This is a genomic window from Maribacter sp. Asnod2-G09 (assembly GCF_045063795.1).
Taxonomy (GTDB): domain Bacteria; phylum Bacteroidota; class Bacteroidia; order Flavobacteriales; family Flavobacteriaceae; genus Maribacter.
Map to the genome: position 1 here is coordinate 292,009 of NZ_JBEFOA010000002.1, position 14,716 is coordinate 306,724.

14 protein-coding genes are annotated in these 14,716 nt (G+C 34.7%); 6 read left to right on the top strand and 8 right to left on the bottom strand.

The features are described from left to right. Positions 1-29 precede the first annotated feature (29 nt). The gene (locus tag ACJJVT_RS01285) at positions 30-1,004 is read right to left on the bottom strand and encodes a D-alanine--D-alanine ligase (RefSeq protein WP_405395797.1); all 975 of its coding nucleotides are present in this window, start codon (positions 1,002-1,004) and stop codon (positions 30-32) included. Between the two features lie 175 nt (positions 1,005-1,179). Here ACJJVT_RS01285 and ACJJVT_RS01290 point away from each other — a divergent pair, with 175 nt between their 5' ends. From ACJJVT_RS01290 to ACJJVT_RS01305, 4 genes are all read left to right on the top strand, one after another. After that, entirely contained in the window at positions 1,180-1,770 is a 591-nt protein-coding gene (locus ACJJVT_RS01290) for a PASTA domain-containing protein (RefSeq protein ID WP_405395799.1), read from the top strand. Beyond that, a complete protein-coding gene (locus ACJJVT_RS01295) occupies positions 1,771-2,802 on the top strand; it encodes an RluA family pseudouridine synthase (protein WP_405395801.1) in 1,032 nt (343 codons plus the stop codon). 90 nt (positions 2,803-2,892) lie between these two features. Next, a complete protein-coding gene (gene yaaA, locus ACJJVT_RS01300) occupies positions 2,893-3,654 on the top strand; it encodes a peroxide stress protein YaaA (RefSeq protein WP_405395803.1) in 762 nt (253 codons plus the stop codon). 45 nt (positions 3,655-3,699) lie between these two features. Continuing rightward, a complete protein-coding gene (locus ACJJVT_RS01305) occupies positions 3,700-4,065 on the top strand; it encodes a hypothetical protein (RefSeq protein WP_405395805.1) in 366 nt (121 codons plus the stop codon). A gap of 2 nt (positions 4,066-4,067) precedes the next feature. On the opposite strand, the gene ACJJVT_RS01310 is transcribed toward ACJJVT_RS01305, so the two are convergent. Then, a complete protein-coding gene (locus tag ACJJVT_RS01310; protein WP_081819477.1) occupies positions 4,068-4,196 on the bottom strand; it encodes a 30S ribosomal protein THX in 129 nt (42 codons plus the stop codon). An 83-nt stretch (positions 4,197-4,279) separates the two neighbouring features. On the opposite strand from ACJJVT_RS01310, the gene ACJJVT_RS01315 reads away from it, so the two are divergent. Further along, entirely contained in the window at positions 4,280-4,948 is a 669-nt protein-coding gene (locus ACJJVT_RS01315) for a uracil-DNA glycosylase family protein (protein ID WP_405395808.1), read from the top strand. A gap of 297 nt (positions 4,949-5,245) precedes the next feature. After that, the gene (locus ACJJVT_RS01320; RefSeq protein WP_405395810.1) at positions 5,246-7,792 is read left to right on the top strand and encodes a phosphoenolpyruvate carboxylase; all 2,547 of its coding nucleotides are present in this window, start codon (positions 5,246-5,248) and stop codon (positions 7,790-7,792) included. 73 nt (positions 7,793-7,865) lie between these two features. On the opposite strand, the gene ACJJVT_RS01325 is transcribed toward ACJJVT_RS01320, so the two are convergent. From ACJJVT_RS01325 to trpB, 6 genes are all read right to left on the bottom strand, one after another. Beyond that, positions 7,866-9,950 carry a hypothetical protein gene (locus ACJJVT_RS01325; protein WP_405395812.1) on the bottom strand — a complete coding sequence of 695 codons (2,085 nt, stop codon included), beginning with the start codon at positions 9,948-9,950 and terminating at the stop codon, positions 7,866-7,868. Between the two features lie 187 nt (positions 9,951-10,137). Continuing rightward, positions 10,138-10,578: a hypothetical protein gene (locus ACJJVT_RS01330; RefSeq protein WP_405395814.1), complete on the bottom strand. Its 441-nt coding sequence runs from the start codon at positions 10,576-10,578 to the stop codon at positions 10,138-10,140. 103 nt (positions 10,579-10,681) lie between these two features. Beyond that, the gene (locus ACJJVT_RS01335; RefSeq protein WP_405395817.1) at positions 10,682-12,175 is read right to left on the bottom strand and encodes a M20/M25/M40 family metallo-hydrolase; all 1,494 of its coding nucleotides are present in this window, start codon (positions 12,173-12,175) and stop codon (positions 10,682-10,684) included. Positions 12,176-12,428: 253 nt separating this feature from the next. Further along, positions 12,429-12,659 carry a hypothetical protein gene (locus ACJJVT_RS01340; protein WP_405395819.1) on the bottom strand — a complete coding sequence of 77 codons (231 nt, stop codon included), beginning with the start codon at positions 12,657-12,659 and terminating at the stop codon, positions 12,429-12,431. Position 12,660: 1 nt separating this feature from the next. Next, positions 12,661-13,425 carry a tryptophan synthase subunit alpha gene (gene trpA, locus ACJJVT_RS01345; protein WP_405395821.1) on the bottom strand — a complete coding sequence of 255 codons (765 nt, stop codon included), beginning with the start codon at positions 13,423-13,425 and terminating at the stop codon, positions 12,661-12,663. Between the two features lie 7 nt (positions 13,426-13,432). Further along, positions 13,433-14,659, bottom strand: a complete 1,227-nt coding sequence (trpB, locus tag ACJJVT_RS01350; protein ID WP_405395823.1) for a tryptophan synthase subunit beta — start codon at positions 14,657-14,659, stop codon at positions 13,433-13,435. Positions 14,660-14,716: the final 57 nt, after the last annotated feature.

The window sequence follows — 14,716 nt, forward strand, 5'->3', positions numbered from 1 at the left end:
GTGGGTTTTACGTTTTAAATATAGTTAAATTAAGCTAATGCCTCGGTAATTGCATACTCAAATAACATACCTAGCTCAATACCAGCTTCTTTAGCTTGCTGTGGTAAAATACTTTCTGTGGTTAAACCGGGTGTAGTGTTCATCTCTAATAAGAAAGGTTCGTTACCGATAAATATAAATTCACTTCTAGAAAAGCCCGTCATTTTTAGCACATCATATATTCTTTTAGCAGCGATAGTTGCTTTTTCTAATTGTTCAGCGTTTATTCTTGCGGGAGTAATCTCTTGCGATTTACCCTCATATTTAGCTTGGTAGTCAAAGAAGTCATTTTCAGAAACAATTTCTGTAATAGGGAAAACTGTGGTTTTTCCATTTAGTTTTAGAACACCGACAGATACTTCGGTACCATCAAGAAAACCTTCAATAATAATTTCGTCATCTTCTTTATAGGCAGTTTCTATAGCACCTTTTAATTCTTCAGCTTTATAAACTTTAGTGATACCGAAACTACTACCAGACTTATTAGCCTTTACAAAACAAGGCAGCTTTACCTTATCTATGATTTCTGTTTCATTTATTTCATCACCTAAGTTTAGGTAATAAGAAGGTGCAGCTTTAATTCCGTAAGGTTTTAATACACTTAGTAAATCTCTTTTGTTGAATGTTAGCGCTGCTTGATAAAAATCGCAAGAAGTGTGTTTTATCCCTAATAATTCAAAATATGCCTGCATAAGGCCGTCTTCACCAGGCGAACCATGTATGGCATTAAAAACACAATCAAATGTTATAGAGTTGTTGTTTAGAGGGATAGAGAAATCATTTCTGTCAATAGGGGTTTCGTTACCAGCATCATCTACATAGACCCATTTATTCTTAAAAATATGTATTCTGTAAAGATTAAATTTTTCTTTGTTCAGGTAATCATAGACCACATTACCACTTTTAAGCGATATTTTATATTCACTAGAATACCCGCCCATTATAATTGCTATATTTTTTTTCATTTGTATGGTCTATTAAGAATGTGAAAGCAAAGATGAAGTATTGAAATAAAATAAAAAAGAAAACGAACAGCATTCATGCAAATTGAATTAATTTTTAAGGTAAGATGTAAGTATAAACCGAAGCAGCTAAAAGGTATGTGGGCATTTACTATATTTGTCGGGTCAAATAATATGTATGAAGAATTTTTTCAATTTTTTAAAAAGTAAGACATTTTTAATTCAGCTTGGTCTTGCTGTATTGGTATTGATTATTGTGATTTTTTTCACATTAAGATACCTGAATAGTACTACCAACCATGGTGAGTTTGTAGAAGTACCAGACTTTTCAAAAAAATCTGTTATGGATATGAGAAAATCTATAGAAGAAGCTGGGTTGAGATATGAAGTGCTTGATTCGGCAAATTACAATCCAGATTACCCTAGGTTTTCGATCATTGAGCAAAACCCTACAGCAGGTTCAAAAGTAAAGGAGAATAGAAAAATATATTTTACCGTTAATCCGTCAGGATATAAAAAAGTAACCGTTCCTAAAATTATTCAAGTAACCAAGCGTAACGCATCTTCTATGTTGAAGGCCGTTGGCTTAGATGTACAAAGGGTAACCTATGTAGATGAATTGGGTAAGGATATGGTATACCAAATAAAATTTAAAGGCAAGTATATTAAGCCTGGCGATAAGCTGCCTAAAACTTCTAAAATAGAGTTGATTTGTGGTAATGGTAGTATTACAGAAAGAGCGGTAATTAAATCGGAATCTGAAGATTAGATGCAGGAGAATATTGAGCAGCCAGAGAATGAAGATGGAGAGCTTTTTGAGCACCATAGGGTAGTAGCGTCAAAAGGGCAAGAGCCATTACGTGTAGATAAATTTTTAATGAATTTCATTGAAAATGCTACAAGAAATAAAATTCAACAATCGGCAAAAGGCGGTCATGTTTGGGTCAATGATGAGATTGTAAAATCGAATTATAAGGTCAAGGCAGGTGATGAGGTAAAGGTGTTATTTGAACATCCGCCACATGAGTTTCTTTTGGTGCCAGAAGATATTCCGTTAGATATTGTCTATGAAGATGATGTTCTAATGGTGGTGAATAAACCAGCAGGTATGGTGGTTCACCCAGGGCACGGTAATTATTCGGGTACATTAATAAATGCCTTAATTTTTCATGCCGATAATTTACCGGCAAATAGTAACGAGAGACCAGGTTTGGTGCATCGTATAGATAAAGATACCTCTGGTTTGTTAGTTGTAGCAAAGACCGAAGCTGCGATGACGCATTTGGCAAAACAATTTTTTGATAAAACTTCTGAACGAGAGTATGTAGCTTTAGTTTGGGGTAATATAGAAGAAGATGAAGGTACTGTAGTTGGTCATGTAGGTAGAAACCCTAAAAACCGTCTACAGATGCATGTATTTCCTGAAGGGGAAGAAGGTAAAGCAGCCGTTACCCACTTTAAGGTATTAGAAAGATTAGGCTATGTTACACTTGTGTCATGTAAATTAGAGACCGGTAGAACACACCAAATTCGTGTGCATATGAAGTACATAGGCCATACGTTATTTAATGATGAACGTTATGGTGGCGAGAAAATTTTAAAAGGAACAACCTTTACAAAATACAAACAATTTGTAGAGAACACTTTTAAATTATTACCTAGGCAAGCATTACATGCAAAGACATTAGGTTTTGTACACCCAGTAACCGGTGAGCATATGAGTTTCGATTCAGAAGTGCCAGAAGATATGACCAGTGCTATTGAGAAATGGCGTGGTTACACTAAAAACAGCACAGAATAAGTTTCTTCGATACCGCTATTTAAACTCTTTTTTATCTTTTGTAGGTCTTCCTATTTATCCTGTTTATTTTTGGGCATCTAAAATTGCACTATGAAAATTGTTATTTCTCCGGCTAAGTCATTGAATTACGAGAGTGAGCTACCGATGGCAAAATTTACTTCTCCAGAATTTATAGAAGATGCTGAAAAGCTTAATAAAATTCTGAAGAAAAAGAAGCCTGCAGCACTTTCAGAACTGATGTCTATTTCAGATAATTTAGCACAGTTGAACTGGCAGCGTAATCAAGATTTTACGACACCGTTTACACCAGAGAATTCTAGACCTGCAATTTATGCCTTTAGTGGTGATGTGTATACAGGCTTAGATGCTTATACCTTATCTGAGGAGAAAATGGATAAGTTGCAACAAACGCTAAGAATATTATCTGGGCAATACGGAATGCTAAAACCTTTAGATTTAATGCAGCCTTACCGTTTAGAAATGGGTACTTCGTTAAAAATTGGTAGAAAGAAGAACTTATATGAATATTGGGGCACTAGGCTTACCGATCATTTAAATGATGAAATTACCGAAGGTGAGTTGCTTGTTAATTTGGCAAGTAACGAATATTATAGTGCATTACAACCAAAGCATATTAAAGCAGAAATTATCACTCCTATTTTTAAAGATTGGAAAAATGATAAATTGAAGATTATTAGCTTTTTTGCAAAGAAAGCAAGAGGTGCTATGGTGAGGTATATTTTAGACTCAGAAGCCAAAACACTTACCGATATAAAAGGATTTAATCTAGATGATTATGAATTTAGTCAAGAGCATACCTTAAAAGAAAATCAACCAGTCTTTATTAGATAAAATATAATCTACTCTTTTTCGTTCTTAGCTATATAAAATACGTCTATGAAAAGGGTTCTATTGCTTTCTGTAATTTGTGTTGTTGTATTGTTCTCTTGTACAGATAGAGATGACGAGTTTAACATGGTTAATATCCGTATTCTAAATAGTACAGAACTTTTGTTTACAGAAGTTCGAGTAGCGCAGAAAGATACTGTTTATGAAAATATAGAAGCTGGTAAATTTTCTGAATATATGGAATTTGAAACTGGCTATGCCAATACCACAATATCAATTCTTACAGATTCCACAAGTTTAAATTACACTCCTACAGAAGTATCTTCAGACTCACTACCACTAGGCTTTTATACCTATGAGATTACTTTAGATGAAGAAAACCAAGTTGGGTTGACCTTTAGAATAGATGATTAAGCTTATTTCTTTTTATTAATCTTTATTTTTTCTTCAATAGTAGGTCTCTTTTTAATTTTACGTGGTCGTCTTGCGCCGTAAGAATTATTAGATATTTTTCCTTTTTTCGATTTTTTATCTCCTTTTCCCATAACTCCTTTTATTAGGTTTCTTTTAAAGTTAGTAATTTAGAAATCATTTGTCTGTATAATAGACTCATGAAAATAAATCACTAATGCAATACGTATTTAAGCATACGCACCCTTACGAACCATTTATTGACCTTACTACCGAAAAACTAATTGTTGGTACTTTACCACCGCCACGTTTTACGACAGGGGAGTTGAAAAAAGGTGATGTTGATTTTTGTTATGGCAGTAGCGACGGACAATTATGGCCTATTCTAAATGAAATTTTTGATTTAGAACTAGTATTTGAAACTACTTTAGAAGCAATAGAACAACGAAAAGCATTTTTGAGAGGCAGAAAAATCGGAGTATGTGATATAGTAGCATCCGCAGAACGAACGAAAGTCGATGCTTCAGATATTGGTATGCAAAATATTGAATTAAGAGATGTATTGAGTTATTTAGAAAAGTATACCAAAGTACATACGCTTTTATTTACAGGAGGAAACAGTAAAAATGGTCCGGAATATTTTTTTAGGAAGCATTTAAAGGAGTATTCGGTGTCGTTAGTCAAAATATCTGATGAGGTGCCTAGAATTCATGAATTTACACATCCCATCACCAATAAAACTATTAAGACAATTTCATTAATTGCACCTTCTGGGGCTGCAAATAGGGCAGTGGGTAGTCTTAACGCTTATAAAAAGATGAAGTTGCAAGATCCTGAATTTAATACGGTAGATTTTAGAGTACTACAGTATAAAGATTATTTCTGATCAAAAAGATATATTCAAAACTTCTTGAAACTAAAAAGAGTCTTGCTTTTAAAACAAGACTCTTTTACGAGAACACTATATGAAAATGAAAAATTTTTATTACTTATTTACACTGTAAAGATAGATAGCATATCACGTATTTTGGAATATTTGTTGTCAATATGCATTATTTTGTGGTATACTTCTATGAATATGATATTTCACAAAAATCATTCTCCAAATTCTCTTGGATTAGCGATATTTATAATCGAATTTTAGCAAGTTTGCCATAACGGTATGGCCCAAAGTTTTTAATATATGCAACAACAAGAAAGGTTGGCAGAGTTTAAGAAATCTGTCCAAAATAAATTTAATGTCTATAACAGTCTATTTTTAAACCTACCCTATAAGAATATTGAGAATGTGGGTATGTTGATTCCGTTATTGCTGAATCAATCTGAAAAGGGGTTGAGCGAAGGTCTTAATCCGAAAGAAATTCTAGAAAACTTTTTTGAGAACTTTGTAGAAATAAAATCAGAAAAAGAACAGTTAGACTTTATGTTCCGTATTATTCAATACGTAGAACGTCAGGTAGTACTTTATGATAGTGTAGAAGATGCAGCCTTCCCGAAATTGCAGAAACATTCTAGTTCTTTGTCATTGAAAGATTATTTTCAGTTAGTTGAGAAAAATAATTCATGGGATACTATTTGGGATAAACTGAGTAATTTCAGTGCTAGAATAGTACTGACAGCACACCCAACACAATTCTATACACCTGCGGTTTTAGATATCATTACCAACCTTAGAACATTAATTTTAGAAGATAAAATAGATGAGATCGATGTAGGCTTACAACAATTAGGACTCACATCTTTAATAAACGCTAAGAAACCTACACCTTTAGATGAGGCAAAAAATATTATTTATACATTAAGACATGTATACTATGATGCTATTGGCGATATGTATGCATATATAAAAGGTAGCGTAGGGTCAAAAGCATTTGAAAATCATGATATTGTAAAATTAGGTTTTTGGCCTGGTGGTGACCGTGATGGTAATCCGTTCGTAACAGCTGATATTACTAGAGATGTAATGAACGAACTTCGTTTAACTTTAATGAAGTGTTATTATAACGACCTTAAAGGGCTGGTTCATAAGCTTACCTTTAAAGATGTACAAGAGCCATTACAAAAACTAAGATCTAATCTTTATACCGCTATGTTCGATAGTTCTAAAGATATTGGTTATGAAGATTTAATTATACCCTTAGAAGAAATCAGATTAATACTTATTGAAAAATATCAGAGCCTTTATTTAAAAGATTTAGAGCTGTTAATTGATAAGGTGAAAATCTTTAAAGTCCACTTTGCAACGATCGATATTCGTCAAGACCATAGTATGCATACTAAGGTGATGGTTGAGGTCTTGAAAAAGAACGGATTGATCAAAGAAGACCTAAGTGAATTATCTGAAGAAAAATTGATTGATATTCTTTTACATGAAAATTTGAATTTGGTAGCAGATGATTATGAAGAAGATATTGTAAAAGATACTGTTAAGAACATACTTCAACTACAGACTATACAAGATAAGAATGGCGAAGAAGGTTGTAATAGATACATCATTAGTAATTCTGAAGATGTATTCTCTATTCTTTTCGTTTATGCACTATTTAGATGGTGTGGTTGGGCAGGTAAAGATATTACTTTTGATATCGTACCATTGTTCGAAACCATGAACGGTATGGATAATGCGCAGGCTACAATGCAGTTTTTATTCAATTTACCAGAATATAAAGCTCACGTTAAAAATAGAAACGATAAGCAAACTATAATGCTCGGTTTTTCTGATGGCACAAAAGATGGTGGTTACTTAAAAGCGAATTGGTCTATTTTAAAAACTAAAGAAGAACTTTCAGAAGTGTGTGACGAGCATGGAATAGCAGCTATTTTCTTTGACGGTAGAGGTGGACCACCAGCAAGAGGTGGTGGTAAAACACATCGTTTTTATGCAGCACAGACAAATAAAGTTGCGAATAACGAAATTCAATTGACCATTCAAGGGCAGACCATTACTAGTACCTATGGTACAAAAGAACAGTTTATTTATAACAGTGAGCAGTTATTGACAGCAGGTTTGTCAAATACAATACTTGAAAAGGAAATTGTTATATCAGATTCAGATAGAGAACTGATAGAAGAATTATCTGAAATGAGTTTTAAAAAGTATGATGACTTAAAGCATCATGATAAGTTTATGCCATATTTAGAAAATATGAGTACGCTTAAGTATTATACAAAAGCTAATATTGGTAGTAGACCAGGTAAAAGAGGTAATAAAGCTAAGTTAGAATTGTCAGATTTACGTGCCATTTCTTTTGTAGGTTCTTGGAGCCAATTAAAGCAAAACGTACCAGGCTATTATGGTATTGGTACAGCTTTAAAAAACTTAGAAGACAGCGGAAGATTTGCTGAAGCACAGAAGCTTTACAATGAAGTACCATTCTTTCAAGCTTTAATGATGAATAGTATGATGAGTCTTTCTAAATGTTATTTTGAATTGACCAGTTATATGAAAGAGAATGAGGAATACGGGACATTCTGGGAGATTTTACTGGCAGAATACCAGCTTTCTAAAACCATGCTATTGAAATTATCAGGAATGGAAATTTTAATGCAAAAAGAGGCAATTTCTAGAGAGTCTATTAAGATTAGAGAGAATATTGTTTTACCGTTATTGGTTATACAACAATATGCACTTCAAAGAATAGGTGAGGGAACGGAGTATAAAGAGTTATATGAGAAAATTGTAACACGATCTTTATATGGTAATATTAATGCTAGTAGAAACTCGGCATAATATTTTTTAGTAAAATTTAAAAAGGCTCTGTAAATTTAATTACAGAGCCTTTTTTTATTGAATTCGTTTTAAATTAATGAACCTTGCGAACCACTTTTATATTGTTTGAAATATCAAAACAGCCATTGAACTCATCAAATGTCCAGCCAGGTTCCATACCTGTTAATCCATCTTCGTATCTAATGTAATAGATAAAACAAGTTCCTTCACCGGCAGCGTTAAAATCTACAGCTTTTACATCTGCTAAAGTTGGTGGTAATCCAAGTATTTTACCAGATTCATCTGTAATTATCCAAGAGCTATTAGCTCCTGACGCATTTTCGTTGGTTAAAGTAATACCAGTAACGAAATCAGCCGTATCATCGACAATAAATTCAAACGGACCGCCAGTTATCATTCCTGCTTCTGGCTTAGTTCTTACTACCGTCAACGGATTAGATAAAGCAAAATTCCCTGTAACGTTATTTGCATTCATATCTACCTCAAGTCCTGTAATTTCACCTTCGTAACGTGCATACCATATTAGGCAAGTTCCTGCTCCTGCTCCATCAAAATTAACACCTTCTACAGCATCAAGAGTAGGAGGTAGACCTAATATTTTTCCTTGGTCATCGGTAATTACCCAAGTGTTTTGAGTACCCGAAGCATTAGAATTATCTACTGTAATACCATAAACATTGTCTACTTTACCGTCAACACAAAAGCTAAACGGACCACCTTCTAAGCTACCTGCGTTTACGCCCTGTACTCTTTGAACTTCAATAGGGTTAGACAAATCAAAGCATCCATTTAAGTCTGCGGCATTATTACCCATGGTAGCACCTTCTAAACCATCTTCATATCTCAAATACCAGATTAAACAAGTACCAACACCGGCAGCATCAAAGTTTACACCTTTAACAGCATCTAATGTTGGTGGAAGTCCAAGGATATTTAAATCTTCATCGGTAATAACCCATGTACTATTTGTTCCTGAAGCTTCAGAGGCATCTAACATAATATCAGTTACATGGTCAGCTTCACCATCAACATACAATTTATATGGTCCACCAGTTAAAACGCCTGCTTCTGTTTTGCTTCTAACTACTTCAATTGAATTAGATAAATTAAAATTACCCTGTAGGTCATTTGCGTTCATATCAACCGCTAGTCCACTCAATTCCCCTTCATATCGCAAATACCAAATTAAACATGTACCGGCACCGGCGCCATCAAAATTCACTCCTTCTACTGCATCAAGAGTAGGTGGTAATCCAAGTATTTTTCCTTGATCATCAGTAATTACCCAGCTGCTATTACTTCCATTGGATTCTGAGCTATCTAAAGTAATTCCATAAACATTGTCTACTTCACCGTCAACACAAAAATTAAAAGGTCCGCCAGAAATTGTTCCTGCATTTGCGGCATCTAAGCGAGTAACTTGAATAGCGTTAGATAAGCTAAAGCAACCTTCAAGTTCACCAGCGTTCATACCAGCTTCAGCACCAAGTAAACCATCTTCATATCGTAAATACCAGATAAGACAAACTCCGGCTCCAGCCATGTCAAAATCAACTTCTTTAACAGCATCTAATGTAGGCGGTAATCCAAGAATATTCAATTGATCATCAGTAATTACAAAAGTGCTATTGCTACCTAGGGCATCATCGTTATTTAAAGAAATATCGGTAACGAAATCGGCCGTGCCATCTACGGTGAATTCATAAGGTCCGCCAGAAAGTACACCTGCTATAGTTTCATTTCTTTGCACCTCGATGGAATTCGATAAATCAAAAGAGCCTTCAAAACCATTGGTGTTCAAACCCATTTCTAGTCCGGTAAGCCCTTCTTCATAACGTAGATACCAAATAAAGCAAGTGCCCGCTCCTGCGGCGTCAAAATCGACTCCGTATACAGCATCTAAAGTTGGTGGAAGACCAAGAATGTTATTTTGGTCATCAGTAATTACCCATGTACTCATGCTACCTGCAGCGCTTTCGCTGTTTAGGGCAATGCTATTTACCATATCAGGTATGCCGTCAACACAAAAAGTAAAGGGTCCGCCAGCAATGTCACCCGATGCAGGTATGATTACATTAGAGACAGCATTATCGTCATCTGAGCAACTTGCCATAACTAGCAAGAGCATTAAAATTGATAAAAAGTTGTAATTTTTCATATGTTCTGTTTTTTTGGTTACAGGCAAATGAATAAAATTCATATAACAATGTAATCACAAGAATATCAACTTATTGTGATAACTCTTGTGATACTTTCGTGATATTTGTGGAGAATTCTCTATTTTGAAAGGTGTCGCGGTAATGTGTTGACTATTAGTAAGATGTTTGCTTTTGTGGCTAATCCTTCTAAAAAATGGCAAGTAGTGATTTATACCCTTGCCAGCTGCAAGTGCCATCGCTAGTTGTAAAAGTTTCGTAATCATTACTGATACGATAAGTATCTATGGTTGTGCAACCACCTAATGGAATTTCTCTCAGTTGAAGTTCAAAATGAATAAGCTCATTAACATCGGATGGAGATAGAATTTTTCTTTTGTTATTTAAGCTTGCAGTTAAAATACCTTCTTTGTTTAAAACGGTAATCGTTTGGCGCTTGCCATGAAAACAACCAATAGAAGTAATTTGAATGGTATAATGTTCGCCGTGTTGTAACATTTCAACCATTGTCGGCATTCGCTCTGATGAGTAAGTATTGTAAGCAGTTACTATAGAATGGTCTACTTTAAAACTTGTAGTTAATATGAAAATAGAAAATAGGAATAACCAAAGTTGCTTTTTAAATATCATAATAGTCTTAATTCAATTATTATGCCGATAATTTTGCTGGTTGAGGGCAGAAGAATCGGCATTTATATAAAAGACTGTAAATAATTTCCAATGTAGCAGAATATTACATTTTAGAACTTAATAGCGCATAAAATGTTTCGATACCATAAGCAATTTGTCCAATTTTTAAATTCTCGTTGGGGCTATGTTGATTATTATCTGCGTTGACCATTGGTACAATAAATGCCGGAATTTTCAATTCATTGATAAACGGAGAAATTGGAACCGTACCACCCATGATTCTTATTTGAACAGGTTTTTCTCCGAATTTAGTTTCCATAGTTTTTACAATGCTATTCCCAAACGGATTATTCAAATCTGTACGAAAAGCATCTGTAACCGTACCTTCTTTAATGGTAACTATTTTGTCATATTTTAGTCTGTCATCCATAGTAGGTTCGGTACTCATTACATGAAAGCCTTGATTTTTAATATGCTCTTTTACTAATTTTTTAAGTCTGGTACCATCAGATTCTGGTACTAGCCTTAAGTCTAATTCTGCAGTGGCTGTAGCCGGTAAAATAGTTCTCGCTTGATCACCGATCCATCCAGAACCTAATCCGCGAATATTCAAAGAAGGATATTGTAAAGCTTCTTGGTAAAAGCTACCTACTTTTTCAGGAGTAGAAATCGCTAAATTTTTATTGATCTCTTCGATATTATCTGGTACACTTTTTAATATTTCTAATGTAGCTTCATCCAAAGTTATTCCGTCATAATATCCTTTTATTAAAACACGACCATCAGCATCTTTCATAGTAGCTAAAAGTTGTGCTAATTGAAAACCAGGGTTAGGAGCGTAATTACCGTAGTGCCCACTGTGCTGAGGTTTTATTGGTCCGTGAGTAGTGATTGACAACGTAGTGATACCTCTACAACCATAAACAACGGTCGGTTTACCAGAAACATGCACCGGACCATCATTGATGACTAAGAAGTCAGCTTTAAGTAAATCTTTGTAAGTACGCACAGCTTGCGGTAAGGGTGCACTACTTTTTTCTTCCTCGCTATCTAAAATGACCTTTACGTTATAAGGTATTTCAATATTGTCTTTTTTAAGAGCATCAATGGCATTTAAGAACATAACAATAGGTCCTTTATCATCAGATGTTGATCGTCCAAAAAGTCGCCAGTCATAATTAATATCATCTTCTAAATCTGAAAATACTTCCTTTTTCCAGCCATCATCGGTTTTAGATTTCAGTACTACTTTGTAAGGATCAGGTTGGTCCCATTTTTTAGCATCAACAGATTGACCATCTAAATGCATGTAAAATAAGATGGTAGGTTTATTGTCATCCATTGGTAGGGCAGCAAAGAAAAGTGGTAAACCTTCTGTCTCTAAAATGGTGCTATTAAAACCTCTTTCAGTGAATTTTTTTCTAAGCCAAAAAAGGTTAGAATCTATATCATCTGCGTTTAAGGCATCATTTGGTATGGCAACAAATTCTCTTAATTCTACAATAGCATTGGCAACTTTAGATTTTATTAAAATAGAGTCCTGGGAGTAGCCAGAGTAAAGAGATAAGAATAGTAGAAACGTAAATAATTTTTTCATGTTTGTTCTCGTGAATATATTCTTTAAATGTAAGCAAAATGCGGGGATTTGAGCTCTATTTAGATAGTGGTAGTTGTTAAGGTTTTCTATATAAAAATCAAACAACTTAAAAGTTACAATTATTACTTGGGTGCTATTTATGTTAGCTAGGCTAGGTCAGCTGGTTAAGTATATTTTAAGGAGAAGATAAGAAGATAAAAAGGTTGCCCGTTTTGGGCAACCTTTTTTATTATTTCAAATACTAAGACTTATTTTATTTGCGGGCTTGTGAGCTGAATACTTTTATAATAATAACACGGATTAAAAGTATAAACGGAAATCCATGTAACACAACATCAAACCAATCCATGAAGACCATTCCCTTTGCTCCGCCAAAAATCCATTTTAGTTTACCCCAAATATGAGGTTCAGGAAAAAATGGTGCTAAACCTAAGGTAAGGCATAGTAGAATAATTAGTTTCCAGTTGTTTATGAACTCTTTCAAATTAACGTATTAGTTTTGTGAACTCAGCGGTTTTATCAATCCCATTAGCGGTCAAATGCTTAATGAACGCTGAACCAATAATTGCGCCTTTGGTGGTTTTAGTAGCTTGTTGAAATGTTTCTTCATCTTTTATACCGAAACCTACTATTTGCGGGTTCTTTAAATTCATTGCGGCAATACGTTCAAAATAACTTTCTTGTTCTTGACCAAAGCCCGATTTTGAACCAGTTACACTAGCAGAACTCACCATATAGATGAATCCGTTAGAAGCATTGTCAATTTGCCGAATACGTACATCACTAGTTTGTGGTGTAATTAGAAAAACATTTATGAGTCCGTATTTCTTAAAAATAGCCTCATACTCATCCTGATACACATCAAGCGGAAGATCAGGTAAAATGAGTCCGTCAATACCGATTTCTTGGCATTTTTTACAGAAAGCCTCAACTCCATATTGCAACATCGGGTTAAAATATCCCATGATAATTAAAGGAATAGCAACCGTTTTACGAATATCTTTAATTTGATTAAAAAGTATTTCGGTAGTCATTCCATTTTTCAATGCAGCAGTAGAGCTTTCTTGAATTGTTGGTCCGTCAGCAAGAGGGTCACTAAATGGTAATCCTATTTCAATCATATCTACACCGTTCTTTTCCAAATCTTGAATGATTTGAACCGTATCGTTCAATGCAGGGTAACCAGCCGTAAAATATATAGAAAGAAGCTTTTTATCTTCTTGTAATCTTGTTGTAATTCTATTGCTCATAATAGTATTATGCTAGCTTAAAATAATCAATATATGTATTCAAATCTTTATCTCCACGACCAGAAAGACTGATAACGACGACATCATCTTTCTTGAATTTTTTATGTTCAAAAATTGCAAATGCGTGTCCCGTTTCAATAGCAGGTATAATACCTTCTAATTGCGATAATTCTAAACCTGCCGCCATAGCCTCGTCATCGGTAGCCGAATAAAATTCAGCACGTCCAGATTTGTAAAGATGCGAATGCATAGGTCCGACGCCAGGATAATCTAATCCTGCAGAAATGGAGTACGGTTCGGTAATTTGACCGTCAGAAGTTTGCATCAACATGGTTTTACAACCATGAATAATACCTACTTTACCAAGTGCAGATGTTGCGGCACTTTCGCCAGAATTTACTCCTTTACCAGCAGCTTCAACGGCAATAATGCCAACTTCAGGTTGGTCTAAGAAATGATAATAAGTACCAGCGGCATTACTACCACCACCAATACAAGCCACCACATAATCCGGGTTTTCTCGCCCTTCATGTTCTTTTAGTTGCCATTTTATCTCTTCGGAAATTACAGACTGAAAGCGAGTAACCATATCAGGGTAAGGGTGCGGACCAATTGCAGAACCAATAATGTAATGTGTATCTACAGGATTATTAATCCAATCTCTAATAGCCTCGTTTGTGGCATCTTTTAATGTTCTACTACCAGATTTTGCCGGTCTTACTTCTGCGCCAAGCATTTTCATACGGGCAACATTAGGAGCTTGACGGGCAATATCAATTTCACCCATGTAAACGATACATTCCATACCCATTAAAGCACAAACGGTAGCGGTAGCAACACCATGTTGACCAGCACCAGTTTCGGCGATAATTCTAGTTTTACCCAATTTTTGGGCCATAAGAATTTGACCGATAGTATTATTGATCTTGTGGGCACCAGTATGGTTTAAGTCTTCTCTTTTTAAATAAATTTTACAACCGTGCTTTTCAGAAAGACGTTTAGCAAAATATAGGGGAGAAGGTCTACCAACATAATCTTTTAAAAGCTGATTGAACTCTTTTTGAAAAGAATCTTCATACATCAGTTTTATATAGTTTTGTCGTAGTTCCTCAACGTTTGGGTACAACATTTCGGGTATAAAGGCACCACCAAATTCACCGTAGTATCCTTTTTCGTCAGCACTAAAGCCCCCTATGCCCCCAAAGGGGGAATTTTTTTTGTCTTCCTTTTGCATCTTTTATTATAGATCTAAGTAATTTGTTTATTGGGTAAATTAAAATGTAATAAACGC

Excerpts from the sequence above, each read along its gene's own strand:
- ACJJVT_RS01330 (WP_405395814.1), bottom strand. The coding sequence starts at position 10,578 with ATGATATTTAAAAAGCAACTTTGGTTATTCCTATTTTCTATTTTCATA.
- ACJJVT_RS01285 (WP_405395797.1), bottom strand. The coding sequence starts at position 1,004 with ATGAAAAAAAATATAGCAATTATAATGGGCGGGTATTCTAGTGAATAT.
- ACJJVT_RS01320 (WP_405395810.1), top strand. The coding sequence starts at position 5,246 with ATGCAACAACAAGAAAGGTTGGCAGAGTTTAAGAAATCTGTCCAAAAT.
- ACJJVT_RS01295 (WP_405395801.1), top strand. The coding sequence starts at position 1,771 with ATGCAGGAGAATATTGAGCAGCCAGAGAATGAAGATGGAGAGCTTTTT.
- ACJJVT_RS01310 (WP_081819477.1), bottom strand. The coding sequence starts at position 4,196 with ATGGGAAAAGGAGATAAAAAATCGAAAAAAGGAAAAATATCTAATAAT.
- ACJJVT_RS01305 (WP_405395805.1), top strand. The coding sequence starts at position 3,700 with ATGAAAAGGGTTCTATTGCTTTCTGTAATTTGTGTTGTTGTATTGTTC.
- ACJJVT_RS01290 (WP_405395799.1), top strand. The coding sequence starts at position 1,180 with ATGAAGAATTTTTTCAATTTTTTAAAAAGTAAGACATTTTTAATTCAG.
- trpA (WP_405395821.1), bottom strand. The coding sequence starts at position 13,425 with ATGAGCAATAGAATTACAACAAGATTACAAGAAGATAAAAAGCTTCTT.
- ACJJVT_RS01325 (WP_405395812.1), bottom strand. The coding sequence starts at position 9,950 with ATGAAAAATTACAACTTTTTATCAATTTTAATGCTCTTGCTAGTTATG.
- trpB (WP_405395823.1), bottom strand. The coding sequence starts at position 14,659 with ATGCAAAAGGAAGACAAAAAAAATTCCCCCTTTGGGGGCATAGGGGGC.
- ACJJVT_RS01315 (WP_405395808.1), top strand. The coding sequence starts at position 4,280 with ATGCAATACGTATTTAAGCATACGCACCCTTACGAACCATTTATTGAC.
- yaaA (WP_405395803.1), top strand. The coding sequence starts at position 2,893 with ATGAAAATTGTTATTTCTCCGGCTAAGTCATTGAATTACGAGAGTGAG.
- ACJJVT_RS01335 (WP_405395817.1), bottom strand. The coding sequence starts at position 12,175 with ATGAAAAAATTATTTACGTTTCTACTATTCTTATCTCTTTACTCTGGC.